Annotated in this window: 20 protein-coding genes and 1 riboswitch; of the genes, 10 read left to right on the forward strand and 10 right to left on the reverse strand. The window is 51.8% G+C overall.

Annotated features, from left to right (window positions below; genetic code table 11):
- Nucleotides 1-6: 6 nt before the first annotated feature.
- Nucleotides 7-2,115, reverse strand: coding sequence for an ATP-dependent DNA helicase DinG (gene dinG, locus AB7038_RS09620; RefSeq protein WP_369453211.1), 2,109 nt, complete (start codon nucleotides 2,113-2,115; stop codon nucleotides 7-9).
- Between the two features lie 186 nt (nucleotides 2,116-2,301).
- Here dinG and AB7038_RS09625 point away from each other — a divergent pair, with 186 nt between their 5' ends.
- Together AB7038_RS09625 and sseA are read left to right on the forward strand one after the other, a co-directional pair.
- Nucleotides 2,302-2,451 carry a hypothetical protein gene (locus AB7038_RS09625; protein WP_004235712.1) on the forward strand — a complete coding sequence of 50 codons (150 nt, stop codon included), beginning with the start codon at nucleotides 2,302-2,304 and terminating at the stop codon, nucleotides 2,449-2,451.
- A gap of 32 nt (nucleotides 2,452-2,483) precedes the next feature.
- Nucleotides 2,484-3,323 carry a 3-mercaptopyruvate sulfurtransferase gene (gene sseA, locus AB7038_RS09630; RefSeq protein WP_368888762.1) on the forward strand — a complete coding sequence of 280 codons (840 nt, stop codon included), beginning with the start codon at nucleotides 2,484-2,486 and terminating at the stop codon, nucleotides 3,321-3,323.
- A gap of 56 nt (nucleotides 3,324-3,379) precedes the next feature.
- Here the strand turns inward: sseA and AB7038_RS09635 are convergent, their stop codons facing one another.
- From AB7038_RS09635 to rhlE, 3 genes are all read right to left on the reverse strand, one after another.
- A complete protein-coding gene (locus tag AB7038_RS09635; protein WP_368888763.1) occupies nucleotides 3,380-3,628 on the reverse strand; it encodes a GlsB/YeaQ/YmgE family stress response membrane protein in 249 nt (82 codons plus the stop codon).
- 84 nt (nucleotides 3,629-3,712) lie between these two features.
- Nucleotides 3,713-4,657 carry a tRNA dihydrouridine(16) synthase DusC gene (dusC, locus tag AB7038_RS09640; protein WP_072871117.1) on the reverse strand — a complete coding sequence of 315 codons (945 nt, stop codon included), beginning with the start codon at nucleotides 4,655-4,657 and terminating at the stop codon, nucleotides 3,713-3,715.
- Nucleotides 4,658-4,669: 12 nt separating this feature from the next.
- Entirely contained in the window at nucleotides 4,670-6,016 is a 1,347-nt protein-coding gene (rhlE, locus tag AB7038_RS09645; protein ID WP_004235705.1) for an ATP-dependent RNA helicase RhlE, read from the reverse strand.
- Nucleotides 6,017-6,230: 214 nt separating this feature from the next.
- On the opposite strand from rhlE, the gene cecR reads away from it, so the two are divergent.
- The 7 genes from cecR (at nucleotide 6,231) to AB7038_RS09680 (ending at nucleotide 14,083) form a co-directional block, all read left to right on the forward strand.
- A complete protein-coding gene (gene cecR / locus AB7038_RS09650; RefSeq protein ID WP_046024218.1) occupies nucleotides 6,231-6,917 on the forward strand; it encodes a transcriptional regulator CecR in 687 nt (228 codons plus the stop codon).
- A 38-nt stretch (nucleotides 6,918-6,955) separates the two neighbouring features.
- Complete coding sequence (gene hlyD, locus AB7038_RS09655) at nucleotides 6,956-7,951, forward strand: secretion protein HlyD (RefSeq protein WP_369453212.1); 996 nt, start codon at nucleotides 6,956-6,958, stop codon at nucleotides 7,949-7,951.
- Nucleotides 7,952-7,960: 9 nt separating this feature from the next.
- The gene (locus AB7038_RS09660; protein WP_369453213.1) at nucleotides 7,961-9,706 is read left to right on the forward strand and encodes an ATP-binding cassette domain-containing protein; all 1,746 of its coding nucleotides are present in this window, start codon (nucleotides 7,961-7,963) and stop codon (nucleotides 9,704-9,706) included.
- Nucleotides 9,703-10,839 (forward strand): ABC transporter permease, encoded by a 1,137-nt coding sequence (locus AB7038_RS09665; RefSeq protein WP_368888766.1) that lies wholly within the window; start codon nucleotides 9,703-9,705, stop codon nucleotides 10,837-10,839. Before AB7038_RS09660 ends, AB7038_RS09665 begins: the two co-directional genes overlap by 4 nt.
- Before the next feature lie 10 nt (nucleotides 10,840-10,849).
- Nucleotides 10,850-11,947, forward strand: a complete 1,098-nt coding sequence (locus AB7038_RS09670; protein WP_369453214.1) for an ABC transporter permease — start codon at nucleotides 10,850-10,852, stop codon at nucleotides 11,945-11,947.
- Between the two features lie 233 nt (nucleotides 11,948-12,180).
- On the forward strand, nucleotides 12,181-13,341 hold the full coding sequence (locus AB7038_RS09675) for a hypothetical protein (RefSeq protein ID WP_368888768.1): 1,161 nt from the start codon (nucleotides 12,181-12,183) through the stop codon (nucleotides 13,339-13,341).
- Nucleotides 13,307-14,083 carry a hypothetical protein gene (locus tag AB7038_RS09680; protein ID WP_369453215.1) on the forward strand — a complete coding sequence of 259 codons (777 nt, stop codon included), beginning with the start codon at nucleotides 13,307-13,309 and terminating at the stop codon, nucleotides 14,081-14,083. The genes AB7038_RS09675 and AB7038_RS09680 overlap by 35 nt, the downstream gene beginning before the upstream one ends.
- 111 nt (nucleotides 14,084-14,194) lie before the next feature.
- On the opposite strand, the gene AB7038_RS09685 is transcribed toward AB7038_RS09680, so the two are convergent.
- The 6 genes from AB7038_RS09685 to AB7038_RS09710 form a co-directional block, all read right to left on the reverse strand.
- Entirely contained in the window at nucleotides 14,195-14,905 is a 711-nt protein-coding gene (locus AB7038_RS09685; RefSeq protein WP_153641935.1) for a Bax inhibitor-1/YccA family protein, read from the reverse strand.
- 200 nt (nucleotides 14,906-15,105) lie between these two features.
- Nucleotides 15,106-15,561 carry a molybdopterin synthase catalytic subunit MoaE gene (gene moaE, locus AB7038_RS09690; RefSeq protein WP_369453216.1) on the reverse strand — a complete coding sequence of 152 codons (456 nt, stop codon included), beginning with the start codon at nucleotides 15,559-15,561 and terminating at the stop codon, nucleotides 15,106-15,108.
- 3 nt (nucleotides 15,562-15,564) lie between these two features.
- Entirely contained in the window at nucleotides 15,565-15,810 is a 246-nt protein-coding gene (gene moaD, locus AB7038_RS09695) for a molybdopterin synthase sulfur carrier subunit (protein ID WP_369453217.1), read from the reverse strand.
- Complete coding sequence (gene moaC / locus AB7038_RS09700) at nucleotides 15,807-16,286, reverse strand: cyclic pyranopterin monophosphate synthase MoaC (RefSeq protein WP_004235693.1); 480 nt, start codon at nucleotides 16,284-16,286, stop codon at nucleotides 15,807-15,809. Before moaC ends, moaD begins: the two co-directional genes overlap by 4 nt.
- A 25-nt stretch (nucleotides 16,287-16,311) precedes the next feature.
- Complete coding sequence (gene moaA, locus AB7038_RS09705) at nucleotides 16,312-17,295, reverse strand: GTP 3',8-cyclase MoaA (RefSeq protein ID WP_368888771.1); 984 nt, start codon at nucleotides 17,293-17,295, stop codon at nucleotides 16,312-16,314.
- Nucleotides 17,283-17,432, reverse strand: a riboswitch (molybdenum cofactor riboswitch). It overlaps the preceding gene by 13 nt.
- A 286-nt stretch (nucleotides 17,433-17,718) precedes the next feature.
- Nucleotides 17,719-18,261 (reverse strand): GNAT family N-acetyltransferase, encoded by a 543-nt coding sequence (locus AB7038_RS09710; protein ID WP_368888772.1) that lies wholly within the window; start codon nucleotides 18,259-18,261, stop codon nucleotides 17,719-17,721.
- A 256-nt stretch (nucleotides 18,262-18,517) separates the two neighbouring features.
- Between AB7038_RS09710 and AB7038_RS09715 the strand changes: the two genes are divergently transcribed.
- On the forward strand, nucleotides 18,518-19,426 hold the full coding sequence (locus AB7038_RS09715) for a gluconeogenesis factor YvcK family protein (protein WP_004241647.1): 909 nt from the start codon (nucleotides 18,518-18,520) through the stop codon (nucleotides 19,424-19,426).
- Nucleotides 19,427-19,428: the final 2 nt, after the last annotated feature.

Below are 19,428 nucleotides of genomic sequence, written 5' to 3' on the forward strand. Positions count from 1 at the left end.
TTTATATTATTTTTCCGGTTCAATATCCGGCCGCACAATCGGAAAGACCGGTAATGCATTAAGCAGCCTGCTGCCGTACCGTTTGGTCAGCAGGCGCTGGTCATAAATCACCACATCCCCGTGACACTGATGGCTGCGGATCAGCCGCCCGACCTGCTGGATCAGCGTAAATGACGCGCCCGGCAGGCTCTGGATTTCAAACGGGTAGCGGTTCAGAGATTTGAGCCAGTCGTTTTCCGTGATGATCACCGGGTTGGTGACCGGCGGAAAGGCGATTTTGTGAATATGCACCTGAGTCAGGTAATCCCCTTTCAGATCAAGCCCCTCGGCAAAAGAATGCAGGCCGATAAGTACACTGTTCTGCCCGTCCCGGATCCGCTGACAATGAGTTTCCACCAGACGGTAACGGGGCTGATCCCCCTGCACCAGCAGTTGCAGACGCAAATCCGTCACATGGGTGAGAAACAGATCCATTGCCCGCTGGCTGTTAAACAGTACCAGCATACCGCGGTGCTCACCGGATGCCAGTTGTGAGCGGAAATAACGCGCCATTTCCCCGATATGCGCGGCTTCATCAGCCGGTGTCGGTTCATAATGCATTTTCGGGATCACCAGCCGCCCCTGGCGGCAGTGGTCAAACGGGGAATCGAGTGCCACAAAGCGGTCATCGGCCTTTTCACTCAGCCCGGTCATTTCCTGCAACCGGCTGAAACTGTTGAGTGAACGCAGAGTTGCCGAGGTCACCACAATATTCGGCACGTTGCGCCATAACAGGTGACCGAGCTGTTCACTGACACGGATCCCCGCACAGTGGAACCAGAGGTGAGACTGATTTTTTTCATAGCGGCGGCTGAGCCACTTTGAGACCGGCGCATGTGAGATTTCCGAAAGCGCCGCCAGACGCCACAGTTTGGCGCTGTTTTCCAGTGCGCCGAGGAACTTTCCGGCGGTGAGGATGGCGCGGTGCAGACGGACAATATCCTGTTTTGCCGTCTGTTCGTTCAGATCACTGAGTATCCCTTCCACCATGCTGTGCAGGGCATCCGTCTGTTTTGACAGTTGCTGAGCCGCCGCTGTCAGCGGCTCCGGCAGTTCCCCGAGCGGAAACAGATAGTGCGGATCCGCCGCCTGCTCCGGCAGCAGCGTCTGTGTGTACATCGCCACATCACGGTACACATCTGACATCGCGTCCAGATGTTTCTGCAGACGGGCACTGTCCGCCAGTTTTGGTGGTTTTACCGGGCGGAACTGTTGCAGATACTGCGTGACAAAGCGGGAAAGGTTATCCAGCTGCGCCTGAAGGGATACCAGGGTGATATCCCCTTCCACTTCGAGAGAATCACGGGCCACATCAGCGATATGGTGCCCTTCATCCAGCACCAGCAGCAGTTTTTTGCTTTCCGGCAGAACGGATTCATTCTCCATTGCCGCCATCACCAGCGCATGGTTGGCAACCACCACATCCACACTTTCAATTTCACGCCGCGCCAGGAAAAACGGGCAGCGCGAGTAATACTGGCAATTGCGGCCGAGACAACTGAGTTTGTCAGTGCTGATTTTGCGCCACAGGCTGTCCGGAATAGAGGTTTTGTGGTGATCGCGCAGGCCGTCCCAGCCGAAAGAGGTAAAATCATTCTGCAGCTTGCGCACCGTATCGCGTTCAGAGGCCGTTGCCACATCCGCTTTATCTTCGAGCAACAGCATCAGGTCGATTTGTTCCCCTTCAGCCGCGCCAATCACCGCCATATTGCGCGGACACACATAGCGCCCGCGCCCGAACGCGCCGGTAAAACGCAGATCAGGGATAATTTTTGCCAGCAGCGGCAGATCTTTGCTGTAGATCTGATCCTGCAACGCGACATTGGCGGTACTGATCACCAGCAGCTTTTGCTGTTCCCGGGCCACTGCAATGCCCGGGATCAGATAAGAGAGGGTTTTTCCCACCCCGGTCGGGGCTTCAATCACCAGATGCCGCCCTTCATCACCCGCCATCGTCCGGGCGACTTCCGCAATCATTTCCCGCTGCGGCGCGCGCGGAACAAAGCCGTCAATCTGCTCCGGCAGGGCTTTGTACCAGGCGCTGATTTGTTGTTTGACGGTGGCGGACAGGGGCATCTGAAAAACCTATGGATAAATAAACAGGGCGCTATTGTTTCACACTACAGAAAAAAAATCAGCATGTCCGGGCCGTTACCGCTCATTTTCTGCATACGGTTGCTTCAATAGTTTGTTACAATTAATCAACATAGCCCCGGATTTGTCCGGAAGACAGGCTCCATCAGATAAGACCAGAATATATCTATGAAGAAATTATTGATTATTTTCATTTTTATTTTTGCCTTCGGCTCCCTCGGCGGCGTTTTTCTTGCCGGAATGAATATGTATAATCGTTCGGTTGCCCCTGAGACTCCATCCACGGCGCAGGAAACGACCACCGGCGAAACCCGGTAGCTCTCTGCGTCCTGCTAACGAGGTTAATTGCGATGTACCGAGACTATTTTGTGACCGCAGACTGGCTGCACACGCACCTGAATGACGACAATCTTGTTGTGCTCGATGTCAGCAAAGCGCCGCCCGGTCAGCCCGCTGATTGCCATCAGTTATGGCTTGAGCGCCATATTCCGGGCGCACACTATTTTGATCTGGATAAAGTCGCTGATCTCTCCTCCCCGCTGCCGCATATGCTGCCGTCACCGGAGGTGTTCGCACAGGCTGCCGGTGAATCCGGGATCGATAATGACACCATGGTGATTATTTATGATCAGGGTAACCTGTTCTCCGCCCCGCGCGCCTGGTGGACACTGAAAACCTTCGGTGTGAAAAATCTGCGTATTTTACAGGGCGGGCTGAATGCCTGGGCCGGTGCCGGTTATACCACCGAAAGCGGTGAGCTGCCGCTGCCGCAGGCGAAAACCTTTGTGCCGGAATTTCAGCGTCATAATGCGGTGAATAAAGATGATGTGCTGCTGGCAATTACGGACCCGGAAATTCAGATTGTCGATGCCCGTTCTGCCGACCGTTTTCAGGCGCTGGCACCGGATCCGCGTCCCGGCGTACGTTCCGGCCATATTCCCGGCAGTTGCAATGTACCGTGGAATACCCTGGTGGAAAACGGGATCTTCAAATCCCCGACGCAGATTCAGCAGATATTCCGTGATGCAGGCGTGGATTTAAGTAAATACCTCGTGGTGTCCTGCGGCTCCGGTATGACAGCCGCCATACTGCTGCTGGCGCTGACGCTCACCGGCCATCAGAATGTCCGTCTGTATGACGGTTCCTGGGCGGAATGGGGCGGTTCAGACACCCTGCCGATTGAACCATAAAAAAATGCCGGAGCGCGTCAGCTGCTCCGGCATTTTTTTAATCTGTTATGCGGCTGTCAGCCCGCAAACTTCCCGGCGAGAAACAGCACCACCATCGCACCGATCACCGCTACCACAAAGCTGCCGAAATTGAACCCGTCGACACGCCCCTTGCCGAAGAAAACACTGATATATCCCCCGACAACAGCACCAACAATACCCAGCACAATCGTCATAATAATGCCGATACTATAGGTTCCGGGCATAATCCATTTCGCCAGCACACCGGCGATCAGGCCAAAAATAATCCAGGACAGAAAATTCATCAGTACCTCCTGCTGTATTAACGGGTTAAGAAAAAATCCGGCTCACCTGTCAATTAAAGTGCGATATGGTAAAAAAAGCAAATTTTATGCGCCCTGAGCCCGGGCAATCGCCTGTGCAATCGAGGCAGAATCTTTCAGCGGGCGGATCACGGCAAAAAGTTCATCCGCTTCCTGCGGATAGGCTTTATGCAGATAGCTGAACCACTGTTTGATACGCGCCACATGATAAAGCCCGGTATCCCCCTGTTTTTCCAGCTGCGTGTAGCGGTGCAGCAAAGCCACCACTTCCGGCCACGGCATAAAGGGTGCATTATATTTAACCACCCGGCTCAGGTTCGGCACATTGAGCGCTCCGCGCCCGAGCATCACCGCATCACAGCCGGTCACGGCCAGACATTGCTGCGCACTCTGCCAGTCCCGGACCTCGCCGTTGGCAATCACCGGAATGGAGAGCCGCTGACGGATAGCCGCGATCGCCGGCCAGTCAATCAGATCCGCGCGATAGCCTGCTTCTTTGGTGCGCCCGTGCACCGTGATCTCTGTTGCCCCGCCCTGTGCCACCGCATCGGCGATTTCAAACTGGTGCGCATTGCTGCTCCAGCCGAGCCGCACTTTCACCGATACCGGCAGGTGCGCCGGTACTGCTTCACGGATAGCTTTGGTGCCCTGATAGATCAGCTCCGGGTCTTTAAGAAGCGTCGCCCCGCCACCGCTGCCGTTCACTGTTTTGGACGGGCAGCCGCAGTTGAGATCCACCCCGTGCGAGCCGAGTTCCGCCGCCCGTGCGGCATTTTCCGCCAGCCATTGCGGGAACTGCCCCAGCAGCTGGATCCGCACCGGCGTACCGGATTCGGTCAGACCGCCGTTTTCCAGCTCCGGACAGAGACGGAAAAACAGTTTCTCCGGCAGCAGCATATCCACCACACGGACAAACTCGGTGATACAGAGATCATAGTCATTCACCGCCGTCAGCAGATGACGGACAAGGGGGTCAAGGACCCCCTGCATTGGTGCTAAAAGAACACGCATGAGCCGGTTCCGTTATTTACCCCGGTTACCCCACGGGCTGCCGGAGTCGCTGTTGCCGGAACGCGGTTTGTGCTGACGCGGACGCGGCGGGCGTTTGTCGCCGCCACCGCTGTTACCGCGGCCTTCGGCGCTGCGCCCTTGTCCGCCCTGACGTCCGCCGCCGGAACGGCCATTGCCGCCGCGACCCTGCTTCGCTTTCTGGATAGGTTCGGCTTTGATGGACGGATCCGGATCGTAGCCCGGTTCAGCCATCCGTTCGATTTGCTTTTTCAGCAGTTTTTCAATGTCACGTAATAAATCATGCTCATCGACACATACCAGTGATAATGCCAGGCCGGTAGCCTCAGCACGTCCGGTACGGCCGATACGGTGGACATAATCTTCCGCCACATTCGGCAGTTCATAGTTCACCACATACGGCAGCTGCTCGATATCCAGACCGCGTGCCGCAATATCAGTCGCGACCAGTGCGCGGATAGCGCCGCTTTTGAAATCCGCCAGTGCACGGGTACGTGCGCCCTGGGATTTATTACCGTGGATAGCCGCCGCTTTGATGCCGCTGTCGTTAAGGAATTCCGCCAGACGGTTGGCACCGTGTTTGGTGCGGGTGAAAATCAGCACCTGCTCCCAGTTATCACGGCCAATCAGGTGCGCCAGCAGTTCTGCTTTGCGCTTTTTATCCACCAGGTGAACAAACTGCGTGACCTGCTGTGAGGCGCTGTTGCGCGGGGAGACTTCCACCGTCACCGGATTATTCAGAATGGTATTCGCCAGAGATTTGATACCATTGGAGAATGTTGCGGAAAACAGTAAATTCTGACGTTTTACCGGTAATTTTTTGATAACACGGCGGATATCATGGATAAAGCCCATATCCAGCATGCGGTCAGCTTCATCCAGCACCAGAATTTCGACTTTGGATAAATCCACGGCATTCTGATGTTCCAGATCCAGCAGACGGCCCGGGGTGGCGATCAGGATATCCACCCCGCCGCGCAGTTTCATCATCTGCGGGTTGATACTCACCCCGCCGAAGACCACCAGCGAACGGGTGCGCAGATGGCGGCTGTACTCGCGGACGTTTTCGCCGATCTGAGCGGCCAGTTCGCGGGTCGGGGAGAGGATCAGCGCGCGTACCGGACGCCCGCCGCCTTTGCGCGGATTATCCTGTAAATATTGCAGGATAGGTAAGGTAAAACCGGCGGTTTTTCCGGTACCGGTTTGTGCGCTGGCTAATAAGTCATGTCCGGCAAGAACCTGCGGAATGGCCTGCATCTGAATCGGGGTCGGCTGTTCGTAGCCCATCTCTGCGACGGCCTTCTGAATTTCCGGGCATAATGGTAATGATGAAAAACTCATGAATTGTTAAGACTCCGCCCCGGTCTGTTGTCTGCGGGGCCTGCTGATAATTGAATGTCGAAAATTAATCCGTCACTCCGGAAGAAATATCGATAAAATACGTCTGTGATCAATCCGTTGCTTACTGCTCATTTACAACAGATACTGATGAGCATACAGTTAATCATATGATTGATCTCTCGTTTATGCCGACACACCTATAAGGATATACGCCATGTCAGTCAATACGACTAATACGCCGCGAGGCGAACAAGCCAAACTCGCTTTACTGGAAGCCGCTATTGAGATTTTCGGACTGAACGGCCCAAATAGTGCCACTACTCGCCAGATTGCACAACGTGCGGATCAAAATATCGCAGCTATTGCTTATTATTTCGGCTCAAAAGACGGGTTGTATCTGGCCGTTGCACAGCATATTGCCGACATTATCCGTGATGAATTCCGTCCTGTCATTGAAGAAATTGATCTGTTTCTGGAAAACGGAACTGACGAACGGGATGAAAGCCGCTGTCTGCAACTGATTGAGCTCAGTTTTCTCGCCTATAATGAACTGGTGCTGAAGAAAAGTAATATTAATATCAGCCGGATTATGTCGCGCGAGCAGTTAATTCCGACCAAAGCTTACACGCTTATCCACGAACAGGCGCTGTCTGCAATTTTTACCCGCCAGGCCAGATTAGTTGCCCGTTATACCGGACTGCCGGACGGGCATATCAATACCCTGATCCACACACACGCTCTGATGGGCGAAATATTATCTTTCCGTCTGGCCAGGGAAAACCTGCTGCGCCAGACCGGCTGGGACAATATCGGCCCGAAAGAGTATGACATGATCAACGATGTGCTGCGGGAACATATCCGGCTGCTGCTCAGCGGATTAAAGCAGCATTACCGGAACTGATGCACCACTGTCTCTGATAACTCACCAGGAATCAATTCATGAAGCCAATGAAAAAAACCGGGATATTTATCATTATTCTGATCCTGCTGGCCGGTGCCGGCGGATGGTACTGGTGGGAGTCACGCCCGTCGGGGCCTGCTCTGCTGTACGGTAATGTGGATATCCGGACGGTGAATCTTGGTTTTCGTGTCGGCGGTAAACTGCAATCCCTGAATGCGGATGAAGGGGCGGTGGTTCAGCCCGGTGAGCTGCTCAGTATGCTGGATGATACACCGTACCGTCACGCCCTGCTGAAAGCAGAAGGGGTACGGGACAGCGCACAGGCCGCATTACTGCTGATGGAAACCGGCTACCGGCCGGAAGAAATCGCGCAGGCAAAAGCCGATGTTGCCCGTAATACGGCAGCGGCGGAATTTGCCCGTCAGTTTTATCAGCGCCAGGCCGGACTGATGAAAAGCCGTGCCATCTCCGCCAATGATCTGGAAAATGCCCGCAATCAGCGCAATCAGGCCGATGCGGCACTGAAAGCCTCACAGGACAAACTGAACCAGCTGGAAAACGGTTACCGCAAAGAAGAGATTGCCGAAGCGCGCGGACAGCTGAAACAGGCCGAAGCCGCCGTGGAGCAGGCGCAGCTTGACCTGGCGGACACCCGGCTGACCGCACCGGCAGAAGGCACTATTCTGACCCGGGCCATCGAGCCCGGCACGATTTTACCGGCTGGCAGCACTGTATTCACCCTGACACTGACCAATCCGGTATGGGTGCGGGCATATGTCAGTGAAAGTGAGCTGGGACAGGCTCAGCCGGGCCGTAAAGTATTACTGGAAACCGACAGCCGCCCGGGCAAACCGTATCACGGGCATGTCGGCTTTGTCTCCCCGACCGCCGAGTTTACCCCGAAATCCGTTGAAACCCCGGCACTGCGGACAGATCTGGTCTACCGTCTGCGCATTGTGGTGACAGATGCCGATCCGCTGCTGCGTCAGGGAATGCCTGTCACCGTCCGCTTTGATGAAGAGCCGCAGCCATAAGGAGAGACGATGTCAGACATCACTATCTCCCTCAGTGCCGTCGAAAAATGCTTTCCCGGCCTTGATAATCCGGCAGTTGACCGGCTGACTACCACCATCCGGGGCGGCGGTGTGACCGGGCTTGCCGGGCCGGACGGTGCCGGGAAAACTACCCTCATCCGCATGCTGGCCGGATTACTGAAACCAGACAGCGGGGAGATCCGCGTAGCCGGGTTTGATCCGATTGAAGACAGTGTGGCTTTGCGCGCACAGCTCGGTTATATGCCGCAGAAATTCGGGCTGTATGAAGATCTGTCCGTCATGGAAAACCTCCGTTTATATGCTGAACTGCGCGGCCTGCCGCACCATGAACAACAGGCGGTTTTTGACCGCCTGCTGACCTTTACCGATCTGACCCGTTTTACCACCCGCATGGCAGGCAAACTCTCCGGCGGTATGAAACAGAAGCTCGGACTGGCCTGCACACTGCTCGGGCAGCCACAGGTGCTGTTGCTTGATGAGCCGGGTGTGGGGGTCGATCCTATCGCCCGCCGCGAACTGTGGCGGATGGTGCACTCTCTCGCCGATGACGGCATGCTGATCCTCTGGAGCACCTCTTATCTGGATGAAGCAGAACAGTGCCGTGATGTGCTGCTGCTCAACCAGGGAAAAGTCATTTATGAAGGCAAACCGGCACAGCTGACAGAAACGATGGAGGGCCGCTCTTTTCTGCTCTCCGCAGCACCCGGTGAACGCCGCCGCATCTTACAGGAAGCATTGATTCAGCCACAGGTATCTGACGGTGTTATTCAGGGACGTTATGTCCTGCTGATTGTGAAACCACAGGCCGATACCCGCGCCCTGCTCAGCGCACTGAAATGTCATGATGCAGAACTGCTGCCCGCTAAGCCCCGTTTTGAGGATGCGTTTATTGATCTGCTCGGCGGCGGCCCTTCTCACCGCTCACAACTGGCGCAGATTATGCCGCAGATCCCGGCGGCACCCGATGAAACCGTGATTGAAGCCGTCAGCCTGACGAAAAAATTCGGCGATTTCGCCGCAACCGATCATGTGAATTTTCAGGTCAAACGCGGGGAGATTTTCGGCCTGCTCGGCCCGAACGGCGCAGGCAAATCCACCACCTTCAAAATGATGTGCGGCCTGATGATCCCCAGCAGCGGCCGTGCCCTGGTGCTGGGGCTGGATCTGAAAACCAGCTCAGCCAAAGCCCGCAGCCGCCTGGGCTATATGGCGCAGAAGTTTTCCCTCTATGGCAATCTGACGGTCGCCCAGAACCTGACATTTTTCTCCGGCGTTTACGGCCTGCGCGGTAAAGCGCAGCAGCAGAAAATCGATGATATGGTGAATGCCTTTAATTTCACCCCGATCCTGCGCCAGACCACCGAAGATTTGCCCCTCGGCTTCAAACAGCGGCTGGCGCTGGCCTGCGCTCTGATGCATGAGCCGGATATTCTCTTTCTCGACGAACCCACCTCCGGGGTTGACCCGCTCACCCGCCGCGAGTTCTGGCTGCATATTAACGGCATGGTGGATAAAGGCGTGACCGTGATGGTAACCACTCACTTTATGGATGAGGCGGAATATTGTGACCGTATCGGGCTGGTTTATCACGGCAAAATCATTGCCGCCGGCACCCCCGATGAGCTGAAAGCCTCGGTGGCGGATGGTACCCATCCGGATCCGTCAATGGAAGATGCCTTTATCGGGCTGGTCGAAGAGTATGACAAAGAAAGCGCACAGGAGGCCGCATCATGAGCACACCTTCCGGTTTTTCATGGCGCCGTCTGCGGGCGCTGTGCATCAAAGAGAGCAAACAGATTGTCCGCGACCCGTCGAGTGCCCTGATCGCCATTGTGATCCCGCTGATTCTGCTATTTATTTTCGGTTATGGTATCAATCTGGATTCATCAAAACTGCGCCTCGGGATTCTGGTGAATCAGCAAAGTGAACCGGCGCGGGAGCTGATCCACACCTTTACCGGCTCTCCGTTTATTGATGCCACCCTCAGTGATAACCGCCGTGAATTAATCGATAAACTCCAGGCGGGACATATCCGCGGTATTGTGGTGATCCCGGCGGATTTTGACAAACGTCTGGCCCGTCAGGGCGATATCGCACAGATTCAGGTGATTACTGATGGCAGCGAACCCAATACCGCCAATTTTGTGCAGGGTTACGCTAATGGTATCTGGCAGATCTGGCAGCAGCAGCGGGCGCAGGATCGGGGGCTCAGCAGTGAACCGCCCATTGATGTCCGGCTGCGCTACTGGTTTAACCCGGCCGCCATCAGCCAGCATTTTATTATCCCGGGGGCTATCAGCATCATTATTACCGTGGTCGGCGCGATCCTGACCTCACTGGTGGTGGCGCGGGAATGGGAACGCGGCACCATGGAAGCCCTGCTTTCCACTCAGGTGACCAAAACGGAACTGCTGCTCTCCAAGCTGCTGCCGTATCAGGTACTCGGCAGCTTTGTCATGGTGTTGTGTATGGTGGTAACAGTGTATGTGCTGGATGTGCCGTATCACGGCTCGCTGTGGCTGCTGGCACTGGTGACCTCACTCTATCTCGCCACCGCGCTCGGTATGGGGCTCCTGATTTCCACCGTGACCCGCAATCAGTTTAACGCCGCCATGATTTCACTGAACGCCGCGTTTCTGCCCGCGATTATGCTGTCCGGATTTGTATTTGAAATCGACAGTATGCCGGTGGCGATACAGGTGGTGACTTATGTGATCCCGGCGCGCTACTTTGTGGAAAGCCTGCAGACACTGTTCCTGGCGGGTAATATTATGCCGGTGATTATCAGTAACCTGGTGTTGCTGATCCTGTCAGCGATTGTGTTTATCGGCCTGACCGCCCTGAAAACCCGCCGCCGGCTTGATTAAGGAGATCACCATGTTTCACCGGATATTCACCTTAATTATCAAAGAACTGCAATTACTTCTCCGTGAGCGGCAGACCCGGACGATCCTGATCGTACCGGTAATTTTTCAGATGATTTTGTTCCCGCTGGCGGCAACGCTGGAAGTCACCAACGCGACTATCGCGATTTACGATGAGGACAAAGGCCCCGCATCCATTGAACTGACCCAGCAGTTTGCCAAAGCCAGTGCCTTCTCCGATGTGCTGCTGATCCAAAACCGGCATGACGTACAGGATGTGATTGATAACCGCAAAGCCCTGCTGCTGGTGCATTTTCCGCAGAATTTCAGTGCGCAGCTCACCGCACAGAAACCGGCACAACTGCAAATCCTGCTCGACGGACGAAACTCCAACAGTGCGCAGATTGCCGCCAATTACGTTCAGCAAATCACTGCGCATTACCAGCAGGAGCGGATACCGCAGGCGGTCACCAGTGAGCTGGTGGTGCGCAACTGGTATAACCCGAATCTGGATTATAAATGGTTTATCGTGCCGTCGCTGGTGGCGCTGATCACCACTATCGGCGTGATGATTGTCACCTCACTGTCGGTTGCCCGCGAACGGGAACAGGGCACGCTGGATCAGTTACTGGTTTCCCCGCTGACCACCGGTGAAATCTTTGTCGGCAAGGCCGTTCCGGCACTGATTGTGGCCACAGTCCAGGCCAGCATTGTGCTGGTGATCGGCATTTTTGCTTACCGTATCCCCTTCTCCGGCTCACTGCTTCTGTTTTATTTCACCATGGTGATATACGGGCTGTCGCTGGTCGGGTTCGGCCTGTTAATCTCCGCCCTTTCCTCCACCCAGCAGCAGGCCTTTATCGGCGTGTTTGTTTTTATGATGCCTGCCGTGCTGCTGTCCGGTTATATTGCTCCGGTGGAGAATATGCCGGTCTGGCTGCAACATATCACCTGGGTCAATCCTATCCGCCATTTCAATGAAATCACCAAACAGATTTACCTCAAAGATGCGGATTTCAGTGTTATCCGCCAAAGCCTCTGGCCATTACTGGTGATCGCCGTGACCACAGGAACCGCCGCCTATGCGTTGTTCCGGCGGAAGATTGCGTAAATAATAATAAAACTTGAAATTAATATAATTTATTATTTTGACATCTTTATAAAAAAGGTCAATATTAGTCCGGTCCGATATAACAATTATTATAAAAAATAAAAACCATCCTTTTAAAATTAACATTTAAAATTCTTTAATTTACATTAATGATGGGTGAATTGAATTTAACCCCATTCAATAAACATTAATGAAAAATAATTTAAATTAATATAATTAATTCAGGATGGAAAATGAAAAAAACCAAACACTATCAGGTCTACAAAACAGAAGATATGAACATTCACCGTGAGATACAAGAACCATTTAATTACAATGCAATAAGCCGACCTGAAATAACATTATTCGTCGCTCCTCAGGGCAGTGAAATCCATGATATTAATGGAGAATTTGTCAGCAACTCTGCATTTGGTCACACCTTCATTGGTATAAAGGGAATTAATCCCGTTACAAAACAGTATGATATTATCACCGTTGGTTTAAGTACCGGAGAAAGCCTCAAAACAGCCAGTGATAACTTATCATTCAATGATCACATTTATTATCGTAATGCGTCCACGCTATCTATAACGTCTGATAATTTTAAATTCCATAATGACTTCAATAAACTTTTTACTGTATTGCATAATTATAAGACAGGAAAAAGTAAACCGCCGAACTATAACTTACTCACTAATAACTGTGGTCAATTTGTAGATGACTTATTAACTGACAGTAATATAGATGGAATCAATGTTTCTTTTTTTCCTGATAACTTGTATGACAACCTGGAAAATGCGGCTGACAGTTACTGTACTCCACTCATTATTGATCTGGACAGAAATGGTGTTACAACACTAGCTGATAATACCGGAATATATTTCGATTTAAATGGTAATGGCGAATCTGTACAAACAGGCTGGGTTCATCCCGGTGATGGCTTACTGGTATTAGATCGTAATAATGATGGTATTATAAATAATGGTACCGAGTTATTTGGTGAATACACGAATTATATCAATAACAAAGATGGATTCTCATCGCTTTTCGTTTTAGATAGTAATAATGATCATCTGATAAATCAGGATGATATTGCATGGTCAGCATTGTTAGTCTGGCAGGATGTAAATTCAGATGGAATCAGTCAGTCAGATGAACTGCTTTCTCTTGAAAGTATAGGCATAGTATCTGTTGAATTAGCTACACGGCCTTCCTGTTTTTATGATGACAGCGGTAATTTTCATAAATTAACCTCTGATATTAACTGGCATGACGGCGAAAAATCAGAGATTACCGATGTTTTATTTCATATACACAACAGAGAAACAGCTCCGTTATCTGACGATATTTATATTACAGCACTCCCCTCTGATATATATCATGACACAACAATCACACCCTATTTATTCGGATAAAAAAATGTATAAAAAATTAATATTTCTGATGTTATTACCCGGTTTCAGTCTCTGTGCTTACTCAGAAAGTCAGTGGAATAACAACATTACTGTGTATGAATACAATCCAATTGAACTACGCTATGATCCGGCATTACCAGAATATGCCCCCTATCCAAAAAATAAAAATGAGCTTGCCTCTCTGATTAATAGAGCAGAAAGGGGTAATTTAACAAGTCGTTATACATTATTCTCTTTTTATTATAATAACTGCTACCACCTGCAGCAATTAAGAGGTAACACGGGCATTTCAGAACATTGTAATACCGCTGTTTACCATCTGGAAGCGTTACTCTCTTCAGATCCTGAAAACCCACTTGCTTTATTCCACTATGGTTTTATTTTATCCCATGATTACGGGAAAGAAAAAGATATGAAGAACGCTATAACTTACTATGAAAAAGCGTGTCACATTGGCAGAAATAGATTGATTTCCGCCTGTGATTTTGTATTTTCAGCATTTTTAAATGGTGAGGAAAACATAGATAAAGATATCGATAAAGCAAGAGAACATGTTGCCACCGTCGCTGGCTACGGAAATAAAAAATATCAGAAATATATTGATAACTGGGATTACATCCTATTCAGAATAAATACAGAAAAGGAAGTGAATAATTGTATAGAATCCGGGGGAAATACCGCTGAGTGCATAAAGTCAGGAAATAATAAGATGAAAAAATATAATGTAAAGTATGAAAAATAAAAATACCACGAGATCCGGACACTGGAACAGATTATTGCAGATGCAGAACAGTAAACGTAAAAAGGCCGGTTTTCACCGGCCTTTCATTGTTACATCCTGTTCTGTCAGTGATTAGCGGCGGTCGCCCAGCAGGCGCAGCAGCATCAGGAACAGGTTGATGAAGTCCAGGTACAGCGACAGCGCACCCACGATCGCATAGCGGCGCATGGTGTCTTTGTTGTTGCTGTCAATCTGCTCACCCAGCTCACGCAGTTTTTGGGTGTCATACGCGGTCAGACCGGCAAACACAATCACACCGATATAGGTGATGATCAGTGTCATACCTTCGCTTTTCAGCCAGATATTAACCAGCGACGCGATGATAATACCAATCAGCCCCATAAACAGGAAGTTACCCATCCCGGACAGGCTGCGCTTGGTGGTGTAACCGTAGATACTCAGCGCACCGAACATCCCTGCCGTGATAAAGAAAGTGCTGGCAATAGACGATGACGTATAAATAATAAAGATGCTGGATAATGTCAGTCCGGTCAGAACGGAGTAAAGCATAAACAGCCCGGTAGCTGCGGCACCACTCAGGCGCTCAATCATGCCGGAAATGACCCAGACTAATCCCAGTTGGGCAATAATCAGACCAAAAAAGACAATCTTGCTGGAATAAATAAAATTCATTATGTTGGCGTCGTTTGATGCATAAAAAGCAACAAACGCGGTCAGTAACAGACCCACAGCCATCCAGCCGTAAACCTGGGCCATATAAGCCTGAATACCGGAGCCCGCCTGTGAAACTATCGAGCCGTTAGAACGAGGAAATCGGTCCATGATGGATAACCCTTTCATCTGTATCAAATTGTTTATCGGATGATAAACGACCAAGGCCTATAGATTATCACATAAAAAGGGTGTTGCCAGCAGGCAAACTGTCAGGAATTCTCCCCTTTTCTTTACAAACAGGAAATATTTTTAACCTGATGTGAAACCGCCGGAAAAAATCCGGCGATCCGGCGGGGATTGGCGGTAAATTACCAGCGTTCTGCGGCTTTTTGGTCGCTTTCTCTGGCATCCACCCATCGGGTGCCGCCTTCCGGCAGTGTCTCTTTTTTCCAGAACGGCGCGCGGGTTTTTAAGTAATCCATCAGAAATTCAGCCGCTTCAAATGCCATACCGCGATGCGCAGCGCTGACACCGACAAACACAATTTCATCATTCGGGTATAAGCTGCCGACCCGGTGGATCAGCGTCACCCGCTGCAATTCCCAGCGCTCACGCGCCTGTGTGACAATATCCGCCAGCGCCTTTTCAGTCATGCCCGGGTAATGTTCCAGCGTCAGAGCAGCCACATTATCACCCAGGTTATGATTACGGACTTTACCGGTAAACGTGACCACCGCGCCGTCGTCCGCACAACCGGCCAGCCACTGATATTCCTCGCCGACACTGAAATTATCTGTCTGAACAGCAATCCGGGTATTATTCATAGCTCAGCCTCCGGTGACCGGCGGGAAGAATGCGACCTCGTCACCGTCTGTGAGCGGCTGCGATAACGGCACAAAAGACTGATTCACCGCACACAGCAGTTTGCCGGATTCCAGCGCCAGCGCCCAGCGCTCACCGCGCTCACATAACGCAGCCCGTAAATCTTCCGCTGTGGCGTAATCACACGACAGAGAAAGCTCATCGGTATTCACCAGCTCGCGCACCTGCGCGAAAAACAGTACCTTAATCATGCATCCGCCTTAAAATGTCCTGATTTCCCGCCGCTTTTTTCCAGTAAACGCACAGGGCCGATAACCATATCCTTCTGCACCGCTTTGCACATATCATAAATCGTCAGTGCAGCCACAGAAGCCGCTGTCAGAGCTTCCATCTCCACCCCGGTTTTACCGGTCAGGCGGCAGCAGGATTCAATACGCACACGGGATGTGTCCGGCTCCGCACTCAGCTGAACCTCCACTTTGCTCAGCATCAGCGGATGACACAGCGGGATCAGATCCCAGGTCCGTTTGGCGGCCTGAATACCGGCGATACGGGCTGTCGCAAAGACATCCCCTTTGTGATGGTTGCCGTCAATAATCATCTGTAAGGTTTTGGCATCCATGGTGATAAAGGCTTCGGCGCGCGCTTCGCGGACCGTTTCCTGTTTTCCGGACACATCCACCATGTTGGCTTCGCCCGCCGCATTAATATGGGTGAGTTGAGACATGTAAACTCCTGATATGACCGGCGGATCAGCCGCCGATAACGGATAAATTCGGGGTAATACCGCTGTCCCCCTGATGGAGAAAATGGGTTTCGCGTTTGTGCTGCAATGCGCACTGAAGCCGTGCTTTCAGCTCTGCGTCGTGTCCGTCTTCCGCCAGCAGATCACGCAGCGTGATCCCCTGCTCGCCGAACAGGCACAGATGCAGATTACCGACCGCAGACACCCGCAGACGGTTACAGCTCTGGCAGAAGTCTTTTTCATACGGCATGATCAGGCCGATTTCGCCCTGATAATCCGGATGACTGAACACCTGTGCCGGGCCGTCACTGCGGGCACGCGCCACCTGCTGCCAGCCTGCCTGTAACAGACGGGCGCGGATAACATTGCCGGAGATATGAAAACGGCGGAACACATCACTGCCGTCACCGGTTTCCATCAGTTCGATAAAGCGCAGCTGGATCGGGCGGTCTTTGATCCAGTTCAGAAAGGCAGGCAGATGGATGTCATTAACATTCTTCATCAGCACCACATTCACTTTCACCTTCTCAAAACCGGCCTCAAACGCGGCATCGATACCACTCATCACCTGCATGAATTTATCCTGCCCGGTGATAGCGTGAAACTGGCGCGGGTCGAGACTGTCAACGCTGACATTCACGGCGCTCAGCCCGGCAGCACGCCAGTCGCGGATATCCCGTGCCATGCGGTAACCATTGGTGGTCACGGCAATGGTGCGGATATTCTCATTTTCGCGGATAGCGGCAACAATATCGGTAAAATCGCGGCGCATCGTCGGCTCTCCGCCGGTCAGACGGATTTTTTCCGTGCCCAGCTGAGCAAACGCGCGGGTCACCCGGCGGATTTCGCCGAGAGAAAGAAAGGATTTGTGTCCGTTTGGTTTATAACCATCAGGCAGACAATAGTTGCAACGAAAATTGCAAACGTCTGTCACGGAGAGGCGCAGATAGTAAAATTTGCGCGCAAAGGGATCTGTCAGTTGTTCAGTCATAACACCTTTCCAAATACGGGAGATGCGGACATTTCTATCCTGCACCCTGGTGGCACTCGTGAGTGTCACGGCCAGCTCACCCTATTTCCGGTTCTGACCTGAAACGTAGGTGTGAAGGCTAGGAGTTAATCGTTGTCATTAATGCTGTTAATAACCACGCTAAGTGAATTGATTCTAGCGTTGCCCTGCGGGAATTACCATGACAAATACGCTATATATCTTATTATACAACGAGTTACCGGGCCTCCGGTAAAAGGAACGGATACACCGGATAACGAAAATTTCACACAGTTTTTCAATTAATTAGCAAATCAATTATAGGTAACTGAATAAATAATAAACAGAAAACCGCCGGAAATACGGCGGTTTGACAGGAAAATTATTTACCGCTTTTTTGATCTGACACAGGTATAGCAGGCCCGGTCAGTCCAGTGTAACGTGATAGAAAATAACGGATTTATGATTCATTCTCAGTGTCTCCTGCGGACGGAATCCGTAACGCTCTGCCAGCCGGGCAGAGCGTTTATTCTCAGGAGCAATAATACACACGCATTCATTAATACCGCGCACCTCTTTCAGCCACTTCAGTATGGCTCCTAATGCTTCACCGGCATAACCCTTACCGTGTGCCCGCTTTGCAAACACCCAACCGGCTTCCGGATAGTGGCTGATGTCTTTTTCCATTTCACGGTAAAAATCCGCAAAACCGATATCCCCGATATACTCTCCGGTGCTTTTTTCCCTGACCGCCCAGTAACCATAGCCCAGCAGCGGCCACAATCCGAGATACGCCAGCATCCGCATCCAGCTGTCGCGCGGTGTGGAAATCTGTCCCGCCATAATATGATGCGTAACCGCCGTATCCGACCACATTTCAGCCACTGCTGCATGATCTTCTCTGCGGTGGGCACTCAGGATCAGGCGGTCGGTTTCCAGCACCGGAATCGTGCACGTCAGGTCATTCATGATGTTCTTCCTGTCATTTATTGATTTTTGTTATTGATGTTTATTTGTGATGCTTTCAGTCACCGCATTCACTCATATCATGACTTCCCTGCCGCTGCCACCTCTCAATCACACGTGAAAGTACGCAGCAAAAAGATAATTTATCTTTATGATTGACCGGAGTTTGATAAATCTCAGTATCGTGACGCGAAAAATTGGTTTTTATGATAGATTACCGCGCAAATAAATATGAAAACTCAGGGAATGCATAAACACTATGGGAAACCGCACACTCACGTCGCTGGAACATGTTGTTGCTTTAGGCGGAGGCCACGGGCTGGGACGGGTGATGTCCTGCCTGAACGGTCTGGGATCGCGGCTGACCGGCGTGGTCACCACCACGGATAACGGCGGCTCCACCGGCCGGATCCGCCGGGCGGAGGGTGGCATTGCCTGGGGGGATATGCGCAACTGCCTCAATCAGATGATCACGGAGCCGTCGATTGCCTCCACCATGTTTGAATACCGTTTCAGCGGTAACGGCGAACTGGCGGGACATAACCTCGGCAACCTGATGCTCAAGGCGCTGGATCATATGAGTGTGCGCCCGCTGGATGCCATCAATCTGATCCGTAATATGCTGAAAGTCAAAGCCAAATTGATCCCGATGTCGGAAACCCCGGTTGACCTGATGGCTATCGACAGCGAAGGCCATGAAGTGTACGGCGAAGTGAATGTCGATCAGCTGACCTGCCCGCCGCAGGAGTTACAGCTCTCCCCGCCGGTGAAAACCACCAAAGAGGCGCTGGACGCCATCTGCCGCGCAGAACTGATTATTATCGGGCCGGGCAGTTTCTTTACCAGCCTGATGCCACTGATGCTGCTGCCCGATTTCACCAAAGCGATTAATTTTAATCAGGCGCCGATGATCTATATTGAGAATCTCGGCAAAGAACTGAGCCCGGCGGCGGCATCGCTCAGCCTGAGTGAAAAAATCGCCGTGATTGAAAAACGTATCGGCCGCAAACGGATAGATGCGGTGGTGTGCGCACCGCATATCAATACCGGCGACCTCGGTGACCGCCTGATTGTCAGAGAGGTCCTGGAAGCACAGGATGTCCCGTACCGCCATGACCGCCGCCTGCTGCTGAGTGCGCTGGATAAAACCATCGGCCTGCTGCCCTGATC

The sequence above is a fragment of the Morganella morganii genome (assembly GCF_041099235.1).
GTDB lineage: Bacteria > Pseudomonadota > Gammaproteobacteria > Enterobacterales > Enterobacteriaceae > Morganella > Morganella morganii_E.